Origin of the sequence: Aeromicrobium sp. YIM 150415, assembly GCF_016918125.1 — a bacterium.
GTDB lineage: Bacteria > Actinomycetota > Actinomycetes > Propionibacteriales > Nocardioidaceae > Aeromicrobium > Aeromicrobium piscarium.
This window is the reverse complement of the sequence record NZ_JAERWM010000017.1, coordinates 20,941-38,842: the sequence shown is the minus strand read 5'-3', so window position 1 is coordinate 38,842 and position 17,902 is coordinate 20,941. Positions and strand designations below refer to the sequence as shown.

13 protein-coding genes are annotated in these 17,902 nt (G+C 63.4%); 10 read left to right on the top strand and 3 right to left on the bottom strand.

Features of this window, described 5'->3' with window-relative positions; genetic code table 11:
* The first annotated feature begins 551 nt into the window (after positions 1 to 551).
* The gene (locus tag JL108_RS11630) at positions 552 to 3,065 is read left to right on the top strand and encodes a CaiB/BaiF CoA-transferase family protein (protein WP_205198445.1); all 2,514 of its coding nucleotides are present in this window, start codon (positions 552 to 554) and stop codon (positions 3,063 to 3,065) included.
* Between the two features lie 397 nt (positions 3,066 to 3,462).
* Here JL108_RS11630 and JL108_RS11625 read toward each other — a convergent pair whose 3' ends face one another.
* Positions 3,463 to 3,795: a hypothetical protein gene (locus JL108_RS11625; RefSeq protein WP_205198444.1), complete on the bottom strand. Its 333-nt coding sequence runs from the start codon at positions 3,793 to 3,795 to the stop codon at positions 3,463 to 3,465.
* 297 nt (positions 3,796 to 4,092) lie between these two features.
* On the opposite strand from JL108_RS11625, the gene JL108_RS11620 reads away from it, so the two are divergent.
* Together JL108_RS11620 and JL108_RS11615 are read left to right on the top strand one after the other, a co-directional pair.
* On the top strand, positions 4,093 to 4,632 hold the full coding sequence (locus JL108_RS11620) for a hypothetical protein (RefSeq protein ID WP_205198443.1): 540 nt from the start codon (positions 4,093 to 4,095) through the stop codon (positions 4,630 to 4,632).
* A gap of 1 nt (position 4,633) precedes the next feature.
* Positions 4,634 to 5,668, top strand: a complete 1,035-nt coding sequence (locus JL108_RS11615; RefSeq protein ID WP_205198442.1) for an NADP-dependent oxidoreductase — start codon at positions 4,634 to 4,636, stop codon at positions 5,666 to 5,668.
* 37 nt (positions 5,669 to 5,705) lie between these two features.
* Here JL108_RS11615 and JL108_RS11610 read toward each other — a convergent pair whose 3' ends face one another.
* On the bottom strand, positions 5,706 to 7,352 hold the full coding sequence (locus JL108_RS11610; RefSeq protein ID WP_205198441.1) for a hypothetical protein: 1,647 nt from the start codon (positions 7,350 to 7,352) through the stop codon (positions 5,706 to 5,708).
* Positions 7,353 to 7,548: 196 nt separating this feature from the next.
* Between JL108_RS11610 and JL108_RS11605 the strand changes: the two genes are divergently transcribed.
* Together JL108_RS11605 and JL108_RS11600 are read left to right on the top strand one after the other, a co-directional pair.
* Entirely contained in the window at positions 7,549 to 8,997 is a 1,449-nt protein-coding gene (locus JL108_RS11605; protein WP_205198440.1) for an NAD-dependent succinate-semialdehyde dehydrogenase, read from the top strand.
* 32 nt (positions 8,998 to 9,029) lie between these two features.
* The gene (locus JL108_RS11600) at positions 9,030 to 9,482 is read left to right on the top strand and encodes a nuclear transport factor 2 family protein (RefSeq protein ID WP_205198439.1); all 453 of its coding nucleotides are present in this window, start codon (positions 9,030 to 9,032) and stop codon (positions 9,480 to 9,482) included.
* A gap of 35 nt (positions 9,483 to 9,517) precedes the next feature.
* On the opposite strand, the gene JL108_RS11595 is transcribed toward JL108_RS11600, so the two are convergent.
* Positions 9,518 to 11,119, bottom strand: a complete 1,602-nt coding sequence (locus tag JL108_RS11595; RefSeq protein WP_205198438.1) for a GMC family oxidoreductase — start codon at positions 11,117 to 11,119, stop codon at positions 9,518 to 9,520.
* A gap of 105 nt (positions 11,120 to 11,224) precedes the next feature.
* Here JL108_RS11595 and JL108_RS11590 point away from each other — a divergent pair, with 105 nt between their 5' ends.
* The 5 genes from JL108_RS11590 (at position 11,225) to JL108_RS11570 (ending at position 17,869) form a co-directional block, all read left to right on the top strand.
* Positions 11,225 to 12,688 (top strand): aldehyde dehydrogenase, encoded by a 1,464-nt coding sequence (locus tag JL108_RS11590; RefSeq protein ID WP_205198437.1) that lies wholly within the window; start codon positions 11,225 to 11,227, stop codon positions 12,686 to 12,688.
* A gap of 204 nt (positions 12,689 to 12,892) precedes the next feature.
* Positions 12,893 to 14,071 carry a TRAP transporter substrate-binding protein DctP gene (gene dctP, locus JL108_RS11585; RefSeq protein ID WP_205198436.1) on the top strand — a complete coding sequence of 393 codons (1,179 nt, stop codon included), beginning with the start codon at positions 12,893 to 12,895 and terminating at the stop codon, positions 14,069 to 14,071.
* Positions 14,072 to 14,190: 119 nt separating this feature from the next.
* Complete coding sequence (locus JL108_RS11580; protein WP_205198435.1) at positions 14,191 to 14,763, top strand: TRAP transporter small permease; 573 nt, start codon at positions 14,191 to 14,193, stop codon at positions 14,761 to 14,763.
* Complete coding sequence (locus JL108_RS11575; protein WP_205198434.1) at positions 14,750 to 16,240, top strand: TRAP transporter large permease; 1,491 nt, start codon at positions 14,750 to 14,752, stop codon at positions 16,238 to 16,240. The genes JL108_RS11580 and JL108_RS11575 overlap by 14 nt, the downstream gene beginning before the upstream one ends.
* Before the next feature lie 6 nt (positions 16,241 to 16,246).
* Positions 16,247 to 17,869, top strand: coding sequence for an NAD(P)/FAD-dependent oxidoreductase (locus JL108_RS11570; RefSeq protein ID WP_205198433.1), 1,623 nt, complete (start codon positions 16,247 to 16,249; stop codon positions 17,867 to 17,869).
* Positions 17,870 to 17,902: the final 33 nt, after the last annotated feature.

Genomic DNA, 17,902 nt, shown 5'->3' with positions numbered 1-17,902 from the left:
CTCAAACTATCCTTGACCTCCGCCATGGTGGCCGTGGTCCCCGCAGATTCCGTATCGGGTGGGAGCTGCGCCATCGATTGCCCAAGCCAAGGCATGGTTGGACCGGCTGGAGGCGTCCGACGAAGCCGCCCGAAACCACAACACCAGCCGCGGTACACCTTCGGTTGTCGGTGCCGCGCCGCGCCGCGAAACTGACGTCGGCCGAAGGTACCCGCTAATGAGTGTCACTGGATGCTCACCCAAGCATCCAGTGATGTAAGCCACAGTATGAACATTATAGAAATCCGGGCATCCCCGGGCCGCCATTACGTGCCCCGTTCGTACTCTCGGTCTGCCTGAACTGGCGAGAGACAGGCGAGAATCTGTCTGGATAGATTCGAACTGCGTCCGTAATCACTGGGATCCGAGCACTGAACGCCGCATGGGGAGCGGGGAGTGACGGATCCGGATCAAGGCGCAGGTGAAGCGGAGGACATCGTATCATCTTCAAGTGGTATTGAAGTTTGCTTGTAGTTGTGTTCTTTGCTGAGAAACTCTACTGTGTACTTATCATGAATGGTGCAGCGACTCGTTCCGGCTCGGCCAACGCTCCGTTGGCAGGTGTTCGGATCCTCGACCTCTGCCGAGTGGTCTCTGGACCTTTCGGCTCTCTCCTCCTCGCGGACCTCGGCGCGGAGGTGATACGCATTGAATCGGTGCCGACGGGGGATCCTGCCGCGATCGACCCGAGTCGCTTGAGCGAGGACGAAGCGTTCAATTGGGGGCTGAGCCGCAATAAGCACTCGGTCAGCATCAATCTGAAGTCTGAGCGTGGCCGTGAGCTGTTCTACGGGTTGGTTGCGCAAGCAGACGTGGTGCTCGATAACTTCCGCCCGGGAGTGACCACTCGGCTGGGCATCGACCGCGCGACCTTGGCCGAGCACAATCCGTCGATCGTCACCTGTTCGCTGACCGGATTCGGTGGCGACGGTCCGTGGTCGACCATGCCTGCTTATGACCCGATCGTCCAAGCGATGTGCGGGACGATGAACTATACGCGTCTCGCGCCCGATCAGCCCCCGGTCCGCTGGGGCATTCCTATCGGGGATCTGTATGCAGGCATTTTCAGTGCGATGGGTACGGTGGGCGCCATTATCGAGCGCGACCGAACAGGCGTCGGACAGCACATCGACGTCTCCATGCTCGATGTGATGCTCGCGCTCAATACCTATCGGGTACCTCAAGCGCTGACCTTCGGGGAGGAGCCGCTTCCCGCTCCGTTCGAGGGTGGTCAAGGAACGGTTCCCTTCGGAAACTTCGAGTGTGCCGACGGCTGGGTGGCGATTTGTATCAGCCAACGCATGTGGCCAGCGGCGGCCGAGGTGATGGGAAGACCGGATTTCCTTGCAGATGAACGCTTCAGCACGGGCCCAGCGCGTCACGCTCATCGAGATGCGCTGGTCGCAGAACTCCAGAAGGTGTTCAAGGCACGTTCGGCGGACTGGTGGCAGGAGCACCTCATGGCCGCCGGTGTGGTCTGTGGCAAGGTGACCAGCGTCGCGGATGTCTTCGTGCACCCTCAGGTCCGGGATCGAGGGATGTCGGTCGACATCACCGACGAGTTCGGACGGACGGCGACGGTGGCGGGCGATGCGCTGCGCTTCAGCGACCCGGCTACGTGGCGTGCACCACGACAGGTCGGTGCCGACACGGCACTGGTTCTTCAGAGCCTCCTGGGGTTGGAGCCGAGCCAGCTCGAACAACTGGGATCGGACGGCATCGTCCATGCCGGGGATCCCAACGGCGGCATCCCACTGTGCGACCGGTCAGCTCCTTCAGCGTCAGGCAGGGAGGTGAAAAGCTCCGGTGGGCCTCTCAGAGGCGTGACCGTGCTGGAGATGAACGGTGACGAGCCGAGCAAGGCGTTCGCGGCGCAGCTGCTCGCCGACTTCGGTGCGGACGTCATCCGTGTAGAGAGGCCCTACGGACAGGTGGTGGAGCCCTACCCGGATGAGAGCCGTGAGGCGTCGTTCCGTGCAGGACTCAACCGAGGCAAGCGCAGCGTCATCGCGGACCTCAAGACTCAGGAAGGCCGCGATTTTCTCCTGGGCCTAGCCTCCCACGCTGATGTGGTGCTCGATAATTATCGGCCAGGTGTGCTGGGTCGGCTGGGGCTCGACTACGACTCGCTGCGCGAGGTGAACGAACAACTGATCTCGACGTCGATCACCGGTTTCGGTCACAGCGGACCTTGGAGCTCCTATCCCGCATTCGACAATGCGATCCAGGCCCTCGGGGGCGGTATGAGCGTCAGCGTCGATCACACTCGGCCGGACGTGCCGATTCGGTGGGGTAACCCGATTGGTGGGCTGACGGGAGCGATGTTCGCTGCTCTTGGAACACTGGCGGCACTAAGACTCCGGGACCTGAATGGTCATGGACAGAAACTCGACATCAGTCTGCTGGACTCGCAAGTGGCCCTCCTTTCTTACCGTGCCCCGCAGGCGGTGACCGTAGGTAAGGAGTTCCTCCCCGAGCCGCGGCGTGGAGGGACAGGCTCACTGCCGTTCGGGGTCTTCCGCACAGCTGACGACAGGTGGTTCACGATCTGCATCACGCCGCAGTTCTGGGCGCCCTTCTGTCGAGCCGCAGGGCATCCCGAGTGGATCGACGACCCGAGGTTCGCCACTGAGCCCTTGCGGCGGGCCAATGACGAGGCTCTCTACGAGCTGGTGGAACCGAGCTTCCTTGTGCGCACCGCCCAGGAGTGGGAGGAGCTCTATTACTCTCTCAAACTGCCCGGCGCGATCGTCCTGAATATCGAGGAGGCGTTCTCCCACCCGCAGGCGGTCGCGCGTCGGATGCGGCTCCAGCTGAAGGATCCGGATATCTCCCGTGAGATCGAGGTTGCTGGTGTCGTGCTGAAGCTCAGCGATGCCGCGAGCACGGACAATATTTCGATTCCCGGAGTCGATACCGTTCAGGTCGCGGCGGAGTTCGGTCTGCCGGCTCCGGATGTCGAGATTCGTCGTCCATCGGAGCGTTGGCGCGGGACAGAGCCTAGTGCCGCGGAGGCCGCGATCTAGGTTCTGTCTCCGAAAGACAGCGGTCGGCCCGACGAAGCGTCGCAGGAGAATGTCCATGCACGCGGTTCGTTCGGTGAAGGCCCACGGCGGCCGCCGCTAGCGGCTGCGCGTTCGTTGTGAACCGACGTCATGCGTCGTGATCGACATGGGCCTCGCCACTCCGTCCGACGATTATGCGGCGTGAGGGCGTCGTCTGCCGAGCTTGGCAACGCGCCCCTCCACAGCCGCCGTGACAGAAGCGCAGCTCCCCTCGATCACCCATCGGGGGAGCCGCGCAGTCTCGTCAAGCAGAACCGAGCTCCCCAGAAGATGCCGCTCTGGGAGAGGGCGAAGGGTACAGCTTGAGTCGCTCGGCCGGTACACGATCTCGACACCTGGCCGGCGCAGCCGGTCGGTGTCAGTGCGCTGCTGCCGCGGCGGTAGAGGCTCGCACCGCAGCCACCGCGTCCGACAATGCGTTCTCGCAGCGGTGGGACGTCGCATCGGAAGCGAGGAGAGATGTCAACGCGAGCAACGACATGACGTCGAGCCGGATGGTCTTCGGATCGAGGAGCACGTCTGACTCGAGCGCGACCGGCAAAGAGTTTCCGCTGACCCAGTGGAGTCGTCCCACTGTTGACAGGACGAGCTCTTCCCATGCGAGGTAACCGAATGCATCGTCGACAGCCGGCGCCTCCGGTAGGAGTTCCGCAGCGCGGTGCGCCAGTGCGATCACTCGCTCTTCAATCACGTGTGTCCCCTCGGGGTCGCTGTGTCCGTCGTCACAAAGGTTACGGCCGCTGAAGACGGATAGTCAAGTGACGCCATTGACATATTTCATGCCGCAATGGGGTCGCGCCGAAATGTCTCGGACACAACCGCTGCCTGCGGTTGCCAGCGAGGCTTCCGTGCATGGTGTGCTGGCCCACATCACGCGGAAATTCTTTAGTAGTGTGTTACTATGTTCCAGTAGTCCTGAAATGCCGTATCCGCGAAGCTTGGGTCTCCCTCGGTTTCGGGCGGCAAGGGTCAACATCACGGAGGATCAATGTCCAGGGATCGAACCGCACGCACGCGAATTCGTCAGTATCTGGCTAGTCATGGGCCTATCGTCGAGCCTTCGGGCTACGCCACGGGCGTCTTGAAAGATGCCGTCGGCTACAGCGGCTCATCGGTTGCCTTCATCCAGCTCATCGCGGCCATGGACCGAGAGGGAGAGATCGAACGCGAGATCCGGGGTAAGCGGACGTATCGCATCACAGGTCTGGGCGTCCCGCCGGTGGCCACGGGCGGCGAGTCCGCCAGTAGTCAGACAGGAGCCACGACAACCCTTGCATCCCCAGGTCTCCCGCCGATCGAGCTCGACTACAAGCTGTTGGCACAAGCCCTTGTACAGGAATTGTTGACGGTTACGGCTGCCGCACGTCCCGCGGGGGACTCTGAACAGAGTGCACGGGTCTCCGCGGAGCGTGACGAGTACGCGCGACGTCTGGAGATCGCTCGCCGTCAGATCGACGAGCTGCTCGGCGAGCCGCTGAAGGAAGCGGCACCGGCTGACGGCGCAGTTGGCGGTCGCCGAACCGAATAGCATGACCTCCAACAGCCGCGTGCTTTTGGCGTCGCGTCCGACGGGTTCGCCCTCGCTGAATGACTTCTCCTTCGACAGCCCGCCCTGTCCTAGCCCCGGTCTCGGACAAGTGCTGTTACGTGTGGTCTACCTTTCGTTGGATCCCTATCTGCGGGGTCGTATGGGCAGTTCGGTCTCCCATGCCTCGTCATCGCCGCCAGTACCTCTGGGAACGGTGATGCAGGGCGGCACCGTTGCGGCGGTGGTCGAAAGCAGAAGCTCCGAGTTGGCTGAAGGCGACCTGGTGCTGTCCGCTTCCGGATGGCAGGAATATGCCGTAGCGGACGCGCGACAGGTGCGACGGATCGATCCTGATCGCGCTCCGATCTCGACTGCGCTCGGTGTGCTCGGGATGCCTGGACTCACCGCCTACGGCGGGTTGACGCAGATCGGTAGACCTCAACCGGGTGAGGTGCTCGTGGTCGCGGCTGCCACTGGAACTGTCGGCGCCACCGTCGGACAGCTTGCACGACATCGCGGCGCCCGTGTCGTTGGTATCGCCGGTGGGAAGGCGAAGGTCAGCTGGCTGGAGGACGCCGGCTTCGACGAGGCCATTGATCACCGCGCGCCGGACTTCGAGGACCGATTGGCGGCGGCTACCCCCAACGGCATCGATATCTACTTCGAGAACGTCGGGGGCCGGGTCTGGTCTGCCGTCGAGCACCGTCTGAACCGCTACGCCAGGGTCCCTGTCAGCGGTGTGGCCAGTGCCTATAACAGTGACGAGGCCAGCACGGGTGACATCGCCGCGCTGATGTCAGGCCTGGTGACGCGCAGTATCACGCTGAAAGGATTCGTGTTCACCGATTTCGAAGCGGTGCGTCCGGAGTTCGAGAAAGAGGTCTCCACAGCTATCCGCAATGATCAGCTGGTCTATCACGAGGAGGTCGCTGCCGGACTGGAACAGGCTCCCGCCGCCTTCCTCGCGATGCTCGAAGGGCGGCATCTCGGTAAGCAACTGGTGCAGGTCGCCCCCGACCCCACGGCATCGAGCTGACGAAGACGATGTCACCTCAAAAAGGTGACATCATTGATCACCGCAGCATCGCTTGGATCTCGTTCTCGGCCACTGCGCGTGCTTCGGACTCGCTCATCGGTAGCCCACCTCTCTTGATGACACGAGTGACGCCGCGCCGGATGTCGTCAAGATAGCGGGCATCGATGACACCAAACTCAAGATTCTTGACGTAGATCCGGAGGCGGTCCCGCAAAGCTCCGTTGGTATCGGCAGTCTCGACGACATCAGGCAGCAACTTGGTGGATACCAGCAAGGCATGTGCCACCTTGCGGGCACGTTCATCTCGCAAGCCCAGAAGCACCTCCTGCTGCGAGGAGCGAATGATGTGGTCCTTCCACCAGTCGAAGTTCTCGGCCGAGTCGATGGCGCTCAGCTCGATACTCGGCTGGAGCAGCGTACGAGTCAGTACCTCCACGCTGTGCTCGACGTACCGATGCCTTTCCTGCGCGGAGAGAGCGGCCGTGTACGTGTGCAGATCGCGCCGAGCATCCGTGGTGGAGAAGCAGTAGCGCCGAACCCCGTGGATCGATGGGTCGAGGAGGCCGTACTCGTAGTTGAAGACGCGGAAGGGGTTGACCGCGCTGTCCAAGTCCGCCGGACGTCCCAGCGAAGCCGCTTGGGGGGAGAACGTCCACACGTCGTCGCCCTGCTTGGAACCGGCCATCAGATCGTGCAAGATCGGCGCGCCATAGAAGCGCCGGAGCAGCACGGAGCCGGGCCCCCGCGAGTACGAAATGCTGACGCCTGAAGCCTGCGCTCTGCGCAGGAAACGGTTGTGGTCCAGATAGGTTAACGACGCCGTGAAGCGGGCGAGGGGGGTCGGTCTGAGTTCACTGAGGTGGAACACGGCGTCGAGAAGCCGTGTCACCCATTGATTGCCCCAGACCTCGTGGGCGACCCGCGCGATCTTGTGTCCTACCTCCGCATCCTCGCCGGAGTATTGCGCACCGACGGTGGCGCACCCGAGTAGCGCCAACAGCGCGAGCGCGGGCGAGTCGAATCCGGCGCTTCCGTCGGCGGACCGCACGAGCAGCCTGAGCGACCCGGCGAGTTGGCCGAACGGGGATTCCGCGTCGATGGTCAGGGACGGCTCGAGTCCGGCGAGCAGCTCGAGTCCGTGAGGTGTGAATTCGTGTTGCTGGTCCCCAAGGCCCATGGACGCGACGACGAACTCACCGAGGACCCGGATCTGCTGTGGAGAGTGGCTGTCGTGACTGTCGTCTTCGATTCTCTCTTGGATTTCGGCGGCCAGTGGTGCCGTCGAGCCGGTTTCGATGAGTTTGAGGAACTCGAGGAGTTCTCGCCGGAGACCGCTGGAGAATGGAGTGTCACGGGAGCGACGGTTGGCTGCGATCGCGACCTCCGCCAGGGAGACTTTGGGCCCGTGCCTGTTGTGGTTCTCTGTGGGCGAGTAGGAGCCGATGATTCCATTCCGTACCCACTGGTTGACCGCTTGACGGCTCACCCCCACCGCCCGGGAGGCCTCGGCCTGGGTCACGAGGTCGATCGGGAGCTGCCCTGGGGTGGAGTCGGTCCGCAGGCGTTCGGCGGCACGTTCGAGCGCGCGAACCAGCTCCGGTACGGGTACGGCACCTGAGTCGCCCAGCGTGAGTGCGAGACGTTCGAGTGCGGCGGAGATGGAGTCGGCGCGTGAGTTCTGCATAGCTGCTGAATTCTGTTCTCATTGCTTACGTGGGACAAGTAGCCATGTTGCATTGTTCTGCAACTCCGAGGCTCCTCCAAATCAACGCGCCGTTGCAGCCGCTGGTACCTGATCCTGAAGGGTGGCTAGGGGGTCACGGGGAGGAAGCTGTACTCTTCTTTAAGATATGTTCTAATCCTTTTCAAGGGACGGTAGCATGGAAGAGCAGCCCACAGCGGCGAGAACGGATCTGTTCATCGACGGCGACTGGCGCGCCGGACGCTCAGGTGAGTTCGACGTCCTCGATCCTGCCTCAGGCGCCGTCATCTCACGTATCTCCGATGGTGACGAACTCGACGGCCGTGCGGCCGTCGATGCCGCAGCCGCCGCCTTGCCCGGATGGACAGCAATGGCGCCGCGAGATCGCTCGGAGATCCTGCGGCGGGCTTTCGAGCTCATGATCCGAGACCGTGAGTCGCTTGCCGCGCTTATCAGTAGCGAGAACGGCAAGTCCATCGCGGACGCCCGCGGCGAGGTCACCTACGCCGCCGAGTTCTTTCGCTGGTTCGCGGAGGAAGGAGTGCGGAGTGCGGGTGACTTCGGACGCTCTCCTGGCGGCGATACCCGAACCGTTGTGACACACAAGCCGGTCGGGGTCGTCGCCTTGGTGACGCCGTGGAACTTCCCGGCGGCGATGGCCACCCGAAAGCTCGCACCGGCTCTCGCGGCCGGTTGCACGGCCGTGTTGAAACCGGCCTCGGAGACTCCGTTGACGACGCTGGCGATCACCCGCCTCCTTGTCGAGGCGGGCCTGCCGCGAGGGGTCGTCAACGTGGTCCCGACCAAGAGATCGAGTGCCTTGGTGTCGAGTTGGCTGGACGATCCGCGGATTCGCAAGCTCTCCTTCACCGGCTCGACGGAGGTCGGGCGGGTGCTCTTGAAGCGCTCGGCGGATCGCATCCTCAACACCTCGATGGAACTCGGTGGCAATGCGCCGTTCGTGATCACCGACGACGCAGACCTCGATGTCGCTGTCGAAGCGGCGATGACCGCAAAGTTCCGTGGAAGCGGTCAGGCCTGTACGGCAGCGAATCGATTCTACGTACACGTCGACGTCGCGACGGAGTTCGCTCAACGGTTCGGGGACGCGGTCGAGAAACTCAGCGTGGGCCCGGCCAGCGGTGGCCACGATGTGGGGCCCCTGATTTCCGAGCGTGCGGTCGCCGAGATCGGCGATCTCGTTGACCAGGCCCTCGCTGCCGGCGCGCGGGTGGGCCGTCGGGCGATGGTTCCGCAGGACGGGGGCTTCTATTTCCCGCCGACCGTGCTGGTGGACGTGGCGGCTGACGCCAGAGTGGTGGCCACTGAGGTGTTCGGACCGGTGGCGCCGATCGTGACTTGGAACGATCAGCGCGAACTCCTGCGTATGGTCAACGACACCGAGATGGGGCTCGCCGCCTACGTCATCGCCGGCGATCTGGGTCGGGCTATGCGACTCGCTGAAGGCATCGACGCGGGGATGGTCGGAATCAACCGGGGACTCGTGTCCGATCCCTCGGCGCCGTTCGGTGGGATGAAGCAGAGCGGGATCGGTCGAGAGGGCGCGCGGGCCGGTCTCGATGAGTTCCTGGAGACGCAGTATTTCTCGATTGCCTGGGCCGACTGAGCTGTAGCGGAACTACCTCGGAGGAGGGGCGGATGCCCGACCATGAATTGCGAGACCGACTCGATATCGAGGAGGCGATACGCCGCTATGCTACGGGTCTCGATGAGCGGCGCTGGGACCACTGGGATCTCGCTTTCACGGCCGCCGGGATCATCGATTTCACGGCCATGGGCGGCAAACGAGAGACCCGAGACGAGATGCGTGAGCGACTCAGCCGACCCGACCCGGACTGGTTGTTCGCCCAGCATCCCGTGGTCAACACCGTCATCACGCTGGCCGGCGATCACGCGACAGCCTTCTCTCATTTTCAGATGGAGACCGGACGGCGAAGCGGAAGCGAGGGAGAGATCATTCGGACCTCCGGCGGCGGGGCATACGAAGACGAACTCGTGCGTACCGAAGCAGGCTGGCGGATCGCCGAGCGCCGAGTCTCCCTGAGATGGAAGGAGACTCGGCGGGTGAGAGACGAGATCACCCGCGACTGAGTCCGTCAGGCTGGGCGGGCCATCCCGGCCCAGCCTCACGCATCCTCGGTGATCAGCCGAGCGGCATTCCAAGCGAGCGCATGGGTCGGCGCCGAGGTGTTGCCGGAGGGCTGATGAGGGAAGACCGAGGCGTCGACGATTCTCAGGCCCTCGACCCCGCGCACGCGTAGCCGGGCATCGACCACATCATCGGATTCGGGCCCCATGGCGCAGGTGCCGAGAGGATGGTATCCGGACGCACCGCCCGCCAGTCCGAGATCCTGGAACTGAGTCTCTGTCACGGTCTGCGCGCCAGGCGCACGTTCCTCGTCGAGCAGGTGGGAGACTGCTCCGGATCCGAACAACTCTCGCACCCGGGGTCCCACCTTCCCGATCACCCGAAGGTCCTCTTCCGTGCTGAGGAAGTTCGGGTTGATCACCGGTGGATCATCAGGGTTCGCACCGGTGACGTGGATACTGCCCCGGCTGGTGGGTCGTAGCGGGTAGGCCGCGAGCATGAGGCCCGGTCGGTCGTCGACGGCCAGTGCGTCATTGTGCAGCGTCGGAGCCTTCGTGGAGATCGGGTTGAAGAAGCCGATGGTGTCGGGTCGGTCGGCGCTCTCGTCAGCTTTGAAGTAGACCAGGCAGGTGGCGGAGCCCTGGGCGATGATTCCATCGCGTCTCACGAGGTACTTGGCGCCTTGATACATGCGCTTCGCCGTGGAGTCGACCAGCGAGTTGAAGCCGGCAGCGCCCTTCATGGTGTACATGAACCTCAGGCCGCGGTGTTCGTTGAGCTTCTCCCCGACATTGGGGCTCTCCACGACGAGAGGGATCCTCGCAGCCGCTAGCACGTCGCCGCGACCGATCCCGGAACGCTCGAGCAACAAGGGGGAGTCGAGGGAACCGCCGCAGACGAGGATTTCGCGCCTAGCGCGGATCTCGAGCCGGCGACCTCGGTGACGAACCAGGACACCGGTAGCGCGGTTGCCGTCGAAGAGGATACGGCCGACCTCCGCGTCGGTCAGGATCTCCACATTGCGCCGTCTCAGCGCCGGACGGAGGAATGCCCTGGACGCGCTGACGCGGGTGCCGCGCTTGGTGGAGAACTGGGCGTAGCCCGTGCGCACCTCATCCGATCCGTTGATATCGCCGACTCGTCTCGCGCCGATCGCTGAAGCGGAGTCCATGAAGGCCTCGGAGACCTGTTCTGCGGGAGAACTGACCTCGACGCTGACCGGTCCGTCCACGCCGTGTAGTTCTGAGGAGCCGAGCGGGAAGGACTCCAGGGACTTATAGGCACTGAGAAAGGTCTCCCAACCCCAACCGTCGTTGCCTGCGGTGACGAGGCTGTCGTAGTCGTCCGCCCAGCCACGATTCCAGACCAGGCCGTTGATGGTCGTCGAACCGCCCATGACCCGTCCGCGCCACCAGGAGTCGGTCGCCCCATTGGGGCCGAAGGGGGCGGTCGTGAACTTCTTGGCGTACCGGTCGGAGTGCATGGTGAAGAAGAAGCCCTTCGGTACTCGATGAATCGGGTACCGATCGGATCCCCCAGCCTCGATGACGAGGACCCGTGCCTTCGATCGAGCCGAGAGTTGTTCGGCGAGCACTGAGCCGCCGACACCGGATCCCACGATGACGAAGTCGAAATCCACTGATCTGTCCCCGTTCCCTAGCTCGTCTGAAAAGTCGAAGCACACCACTATAGGCATGTTACTATCTTGTTTTTATCATGTAGCTTCCCTTCCTAAGGAGTCGCTGTGCCGGATACCCATCTCGACACCGACGTGCTCGTCGACCCCGCACCGCTGGTCGGAACGGGTCGCCTGCGCCTCTCAGGCGAGCGCAGTCTTGACCATGTCTATGCCGCCACCGGCCGTACGACGGTGACCGTACCGCTCGCCTCCCCGAGCGATGTGGACTCCGTCGTCACGATTGCTCGGACGGCGTTCGAGGAATGGAGGCGGGTGCCGGTCACAGAACGACGGCGATTGCTGCTTGCCCTCGCAGCGGCCGTCGACTCCGCTACGGAGGAGTTCGCGACGATGCAGGTCATCGAGAACGGCACGCCGTTCGCAGTGGCCTCCAGATTCCCTCAGGTCGCGCGGGACAATCTCGAGTACTTCAGCGGTTGGCCCGACAAGTTGACCGGCGATGTGAATCCCGTCTGGCCGGTGCCGGCGATCGACTACTCCGTACTTGAACCGTATGGCGTCATCGCCGGGATCATCCCCTGGAACAGCCCTACAGCGACGGTCGCGCAGTTCGCCGCCCAGGCGCTCGCTGCGGGCAACTGCATCATCGTCAAGCCTCCGGAGCTGACTCCCTTCACTCCGTTGCGGTTCGCCGAGCTCGCGCTCGAAGTCGGGTTTCCTCCCGGCGTCGTCAATGTGGTCCCGGGCGATGGAGAGCTCGGCGCCGCCCTCGTGTCGCACCCGGGCGTCGACAAGATCCACTTCGTCGGCAGCGGCGCGACCGCGACGAAGATCATCCAGGCTGCCGCGGTGAACCTGACGCCGGTCGCCACCGAGCTGGGCGGGAAGAGTCCCAACGTGATCTTCGCCGATGCCGACCTCGATCAAGCGGTCGAGGTGGCATTGCGCTCATGTATGACCGTTAGCGGTCAAGGGTGCTACAACGGGACTCGGCTGCTGGTCGAGGAGAGCATCCGCAGCGAGGTGCTCGAGCGGATCCGCGCCGGTGTGACGGGCTTTCGCCTCGGGGATCCGATGGAGCCCGATACGGTCCTCGGTCCGGTCATCACGAGCAGTGCCCGAGACCGGATCTTCGGCATGATCGAGCGGGCGAAGGCAGACGGGGCGACGCTGGTGGCCCGGGGGGATCGTCCCGGTGGAGACCTCGCCGACGGATTCTATGTGGAGCCCACCGTCTTCGCCGATGTTGATCCGCGTTCGGAGATCGCTCGAGACGAGGTCTTCGGACCTGTGCTCTCGGTCTTCGGGTTCCGTGACGAGGAAGAAGCTCTACGTCTCGCGAATGACACCGAGTTCGGACTGGCGGCCTATGTGCAGACTGCCGATGTCCGCCGAGCCCACCGGCTCGCCGCCGAACTGGATGTCGGCATGGTCTGGGTGAACGGCATGGGTGGCCTATCTCCCTCGATGCCGTTCGGAGGGGTCAAGAAAAGCGGCACCGGCCGCATCGGCGGCCGCGTCGGTATCGAGGAGTTCAGTCGGCGCAAGAACGTCTGGCTCTCGCTGTAGGAGCGCGGAAGCACGTAGATACCGGCGAGGGACGGACACGCGGGTCCCTTGCCGAGAGGTGATGTGGCCTGGGACACAAATGATCCTTGCTAACTGTGTTTAATTGATCCTATAGTTGTGCTGAAGCTTGATCCGATGTTGTTCGAAGGGAAAGGCCCGAGGATGAGGTCCCTGCGGTATGTAATGCCAGCCACGCTCTCAGCGATGGCGTTGACTCTAGCGGCCTGCGGGGGTGGGGGGACCGGAGGCGGCGGCACCATCGAGGAGATGGAGCCGGTGACGCTCCGCATCAACGAAGAGGTACCCGCGGCGAGCGGTGCCGGAGAAGCCCTCCAGAGCTATCTCGATCGAATCACGGCTGCGACGGATGGCAAGGTGACGTTCGAGACCTTCTTCGCGAACTCGCTACTGACGGAGGCCTATCCAGGGCTGAGCGATGGCGTCGCGGACATGGCGCAGGTGACGGTGTCGCGATACGAGTCCGAGCTCCCGATCTCGGCCTTCACGACCTCATTCTCGGGTTCCGCGCCGCCTCAGTATCCGCTGACGCTCCTGACGATGCGACCGGCTTCGAACGAGTTCTGGCAGACCAACGACACCCTCATCGGCGAACACGAAGAGGCGAATAGTCGCACCGTCTACGCGGGGGCGTCGGGCCACGCTCCGCTGTTGTGCAGTGAGCCGATCACGAATATCGACGATGCGAAGGGCGCCAGGGTGCGCATCGAGGGTGCCTATAGCGCCGCCCAAGTGCGCGCCCTGGGGATGGAACCGGTCGACCTCCCGCCTTCGGAGATCTTCGAAGCGTTGCAGCGGGGCACGATCACCTGCGCGATGGCCGGTGAAGGAGGCGAGAACTTCATGTCGCTCGGCTTGACCGAAGTCGCGAAGCACTTCGTGCCGGTGAATCTCGCCCCGACCACCGGCTTCGGGATGCGAATGAACCTGGATCGGTGGAATGAACTGCCTGAAGAAGCGCGGCAGATCTTTCTGGACGAGTGGGCCGAGTATGAGATCGATCGAAATCGAGCTCGACTCGAAGGCTTCAAGGCCTTCGCTGAGCAGAGCGAGGAGCTCGGCATCGAGTGGAACGACGCCACGTCCTTGAACGAGGTGCTGGACAGCTTCGAGGACGAGTGGCTCGATGGTGCGGTCTCCGGGGCACCGGCGGGGGTTGATGATGCACAGGCCATGGCCGATGACTTCAATGCCGTCATCGGTGACTGGGCGGCCAAGGTGGCACCGATCATCGACGCGGAGACTGACGACGAGCAAGATCTGGACGATCTCCGTGAGGCCTATCTGCAGGGTGCGGACCTGGTGGATTGGGATGCCTACCGCGAGCTTCTCCTGGGATCAGCTCAAGGGCTCGGAGTCGACTGAGCCGCCGCGATGGGAGGCCGATCGACGGTCTAGACGCACCGTCGATCGGCCGGCCCGCCGCCAGTAGGGCCCAAGCAAGATGCGGCGCGAAGAGTCGCACAGTCAGCTGAGAAGAGAAGATGACCATGACCGAACCGGCAATTGCGGCACCGCCGCCAGAAACCCGATCGCGGGTGACCTCACTCGTGACGGTCGTGAGCCGTGCCGCGCAGTACCTGTGTGGCGGTGCGATCCTCCTGATGATGCTGACTGTCGCCGCCGATGTGGTGATGCGACAGCTGGGCAGTTCCCTGCCCTTCGGGACCACCCCGGTGATCACCTACCTGTTCATGCCTTTGGTCTGCTCGCTCGGGCTGGCGATGGCGCAGTTGACCGGAGAGCACGTCCGAGTCGGGCTGCTCATCGAGCATGCAGGACCCAAAGTGGCGCGCATCGTCGAGTCGCTCGCCGACCTGATCGTCGGGGGACTGATGCTCTGGATCGGAGTTCTCGGGCTCCAGGCCGTCGGGGAAGCACGAGAGAAAGGCGAGCATGCAGGGCTGGAGCAATGGCTCGTGCTGTGGCCTATCAAGCTGGTCGTGACCGCCGGAATTCTCTTGTTCATGCTCGCTGCCTTCACGACCATCCTCGAGCGTCTGCTCGGCCGCGGTCGGCACATCTCAACTCAGGAGTCCGCTGATGGTACAGACTGATAGCTTCGCCCCGCCGGTAGAGGAGACACAGGAGAAGCCCGGGGAGAAGAAGGGCGCACTCGCCCTCGGGCTGCTTCTCGGCACAGCGCTGGTGGTTTCCGGCGTGATCATGTTCGGCGATCCGAACGGCACCGTCACGGGCGTGCTGGTGCTAGTTCTCATGCTCGCGCTGATGGGCTTGAATGTGCCGATCGGTGTCGCCATGATCGCAGCGTCGGTAGTAGGTCTCTATCATCTCGGCGGGTCGAGGGTCGTTCAATCGTCGTTGATGAATCAGCCTTTCGAGTCGATGGCATCGTGGAGTCTGAGCATCGTTCCGCTGTTCATCCTCCTCGGTATGGTGATCTGGCGAGGAGGCCTGGCTGACGCTGCCTTCGAATCCGCACGCCAGTGGATCGGCAAGGTGCCGGGAGGACTCGCGGTCGCCACCAACTTTGCCGGTGCCGGACTTGCGGCGGGCAGCGGAAGCACGATCGGCACGTCGTATGCGCTCGGTCGGATGGCATTGCCTCAGATGATCCGCAGCGGGTACAGCATCCCGCTCTCGACGGCGACCGTCGCGATGGCCGGCACCCTCGGCCAGATCATCCCGCCGAGCGTGTTGCTGGTGATTTATGCCGGTGTTGCGGAGACTCCGGTGGGCGCGCAGCTGATGGCCGGCATGGTGCCCGGATTCCTCCTGGCCTTCGCCTTCGGTGCTCTCATCATCGTGCGGGTCCTGATCAAGCCTTCGCTCGCTCCGAAGCTCGACATGAAGGATGTCACCTGGTCCAGCAGGTTCCGGTCCCTCGGCGGCCTACTGCCGTTGGTCGCAGTGGTGCTGATTGTCATCGGTGGACTCTTCTTCGGCTTCTTCACGGCGACGGAATCGGCCTCCTTCGGAGTGTTGGCGGGAATCCTCGTCTGCTGGCGTCCGTGGAGCAGGCGGCGGATGTCGCTGAGGCAACTCGGCTCCACTGTCGGTTCCAGCGTCGCCGAGGCGGCAGTCGCCGTGGCCTCTATCGCCGTGATCATCATCGGCGCGCACGTCCTCAAGCGCGTTCTCGCCTTGAGCGGCGTGACGCGTGATCTCACCGACTTCCTGGTGGGCCTCGACCTCAGCCGCGTGTACTTCCTTCTGATCCTGATCGTCTTCTTCGTCCTACTTGGCATGTTCTTGGATCCGTTGCCGCTGATCCTGCTCACCGTGCCGCTATTGCACGAGCCGCTGCTCGCGGTGGGCGTCGACATGATCTGGTTCGGTGTTTTCATCGTCGTCCTAGCCGAGATCGGCATGGTCACGCCACCCGTCGGGATTCTCGGCTACGTCGTACATCGACTCGCCCAGAACCCGACGGTCAATCTCGGTCACCGGGTCACGCTCAGCAACGTCTTCGTCGGAGTCCTGCCGTTCATCGCTGTGGCGATCGGGATCCTGATCTTGATGATCTTCGTGCCGACGATAGCCACGTGGTTGCCGAGCATGACGAGCGGATAGCACCACGTGGCGAAGGAGACGAGCGACAGGAGTATCGCGGGGGGCGACATCCTCGACGCCGTCATCGTCGGCGCGGGGATCACCGGGATCTATCAGCTCCACCGCTTGCGTGAGCTGGGAATGCGCGTGCGCATTCTCGAAGCGGGCGACGGAGTAGGCGGCACGTGGTTCTGGAATAGGTATCCGGGATGCCGGTTCGACTCCGAGAGCTACTCCTACGGCTATTTCTTCTCAAAGCTCCTACGGGACGAATGGGCATGGAGCGAGGAGTTCGCGGGTCAGCCCGAGACGGAGCGGTACCTCAACTTCGCCGTCGATCGCCTCGATCTCCGCCCGTTCATCGAGTTGAACGCACGGGTGGTGTCGGCCGAGTATGAGGCGACCACGGGCACCTACATCGTCAGCACCGCCGACGGGAGGGCGTTCCGTGCTCGCTTCTTGATCACCGCGGTCGGCATTCTCTCGGCGCCGGTCTTTCCTGCCGCCCCGGGACTCGAGACCTTCGCGGGTGAATGGCACCACACCGCGCGGTGGCCGCGGAGAGAGGTCGACTTCCGGGGCAAGCGAGTCGCGGTCGTCGGAACGGGATCGAGCGGTGTCCAGATCATTCCGTTCGTCGCTCAGGAAGCCGCGCACCTGACGGTATTCCAGCGAACGGCGAACTGGTGCACGCCCTTGAACAACGCTCCCATCACGCCGGAGAAGATGACGTGGGTGCGCGAGAACTTCGAGCTGATCCACCAAAGGTGTCTCTCGACACCGGGTGGCTTCATTCACCGGCCGCGGACGGAAGGCGCGATGGAGGTGGACAGGGCCGAGCGGGAGATCTACCTGGAGAGCCTCTATCAACGGCCGGGACTGACGCTCCTGCTCAACAACTTCCGCGACATCTCGACGAACAGGGAGTCGAACGAGGTCGTCACGGACTTCATCGCCCGGAAGATCCGTTCTCGGGTCGATGATCCTCGTGTCGCTCAGATGTTGACGCCTGACGACCACACCTTCGGCATGAAGCGTCCACCGCTGGAGAACGGCTATTACGAGGTCTTCAACCAGGAGAACGTCGACCTCGTGTCTCTGAAGGACGAACCGATCGAGCGATTCACGCCCACCGGAATCAGGACCGCTCATCGCGAGCTCCCGTTCGACGTGATCGTCCTTGCCACTGGTTTCGAAGCGGCGACCGGATCGCTCTTGCGCATGGACATCAGAGGCCAGGACGGTCTGCGGCTCACTGATCATTGGACACAGGGTCCGCTCACCTATCTGGGTCTGCAAACGCCGGGTTTTCCCAATCTGTTCATCGTTGGCGGACCGCAAAGCACCACGGGGAACATCCCGCGCTCGTCGGAGGTCGAAGTGGATCTGGTCACCCGGCTCCTCGGCCACATGGCGAGCAAGGGCTATGCCGCTGTCAGGGCGTCAGCTGCCGCCAGCAACGCATGGGGTGAAGAAGTCGCCTCCACGGTTCGGGGCACTGTGCTGGAGAACGCGCGCTCATGGGCGTTCGGGTCCAATATCGAGGGCAAGCCTCGTACCTATCTGTTGTGGGCGGGCGGAGTGCCCGGATACCGGGAACGATGTGAGGCAGCCTTCGATGACGACTATCGGGGCTTCGAGTTCGCCTGAGCGCGATCGATCCGCGAGGCGGTGATCACGGGA

Bases quoted from the DNA above. Each gene is read 5' to 3' on its own strand.
- JL108_RS11630 (WP_205198445.1), top strand. From the start codon at position 552: ATGAATGGTGCAGCGACTCGTTCCGGCTCGGCCAACGCTCCGTTGGCA.
- JL108_RS11620 (WP_205198443.1), top strand. From the start codon at position 4,093: ATGTCCAGGGATCGAACCGCACGCACGCGAATTCGTCAGTATCTGGCT.
- JL108_RS11615 (WP_205198442.1), top strand. From the start codon at position 4,634: ATGACCTCCAACAGCCGCGTGCTTTTGGCGTCGCGTCCGACGGGTTCG.
- JL108_RS11610 (WP_205198441.1), bottom strand. From the start codon at position 7,352: ATGCAGAACTCACGCGCCGACTCCATCTCCGCCGCACTCGAACGTCTC.
- JL108_RS11605 (WP_205198440.1), top strand. From the start codon at position 7,549: ATGGAAGAGCAGCCCACAGCGGCGAGAACGGATCTGTTCATCGACGGC.
- JL108_RS11600 (WP_205198439.1), top strand. From the start codon at position 9,030: ATGCCCGACCATGAATTGCGAGACCGACTCGATATCGAGGAGGCGATA.
- dctP (WP_205198436.1), top strand. From the start codon at position 12,893: ATGGCGTTGACTCTAGCGGCCTGCGGGGGTGGGGGGACCGGAGGCGGC.
- JL108_RS11580 (WP_205198435.1), top strand. From the start codon at position 14,191: ATGACCATGACCGAACCGGCAATTGCGGCACCGCCGCCAGAAACCCGA.
- JL108_RS11575 (WP_205198434.1), top strand. From the start codon at position 14,750: ATGGTACAGACTGATAGCTTCGCCCCGCCGGTAGAGGAGACACAGGAG.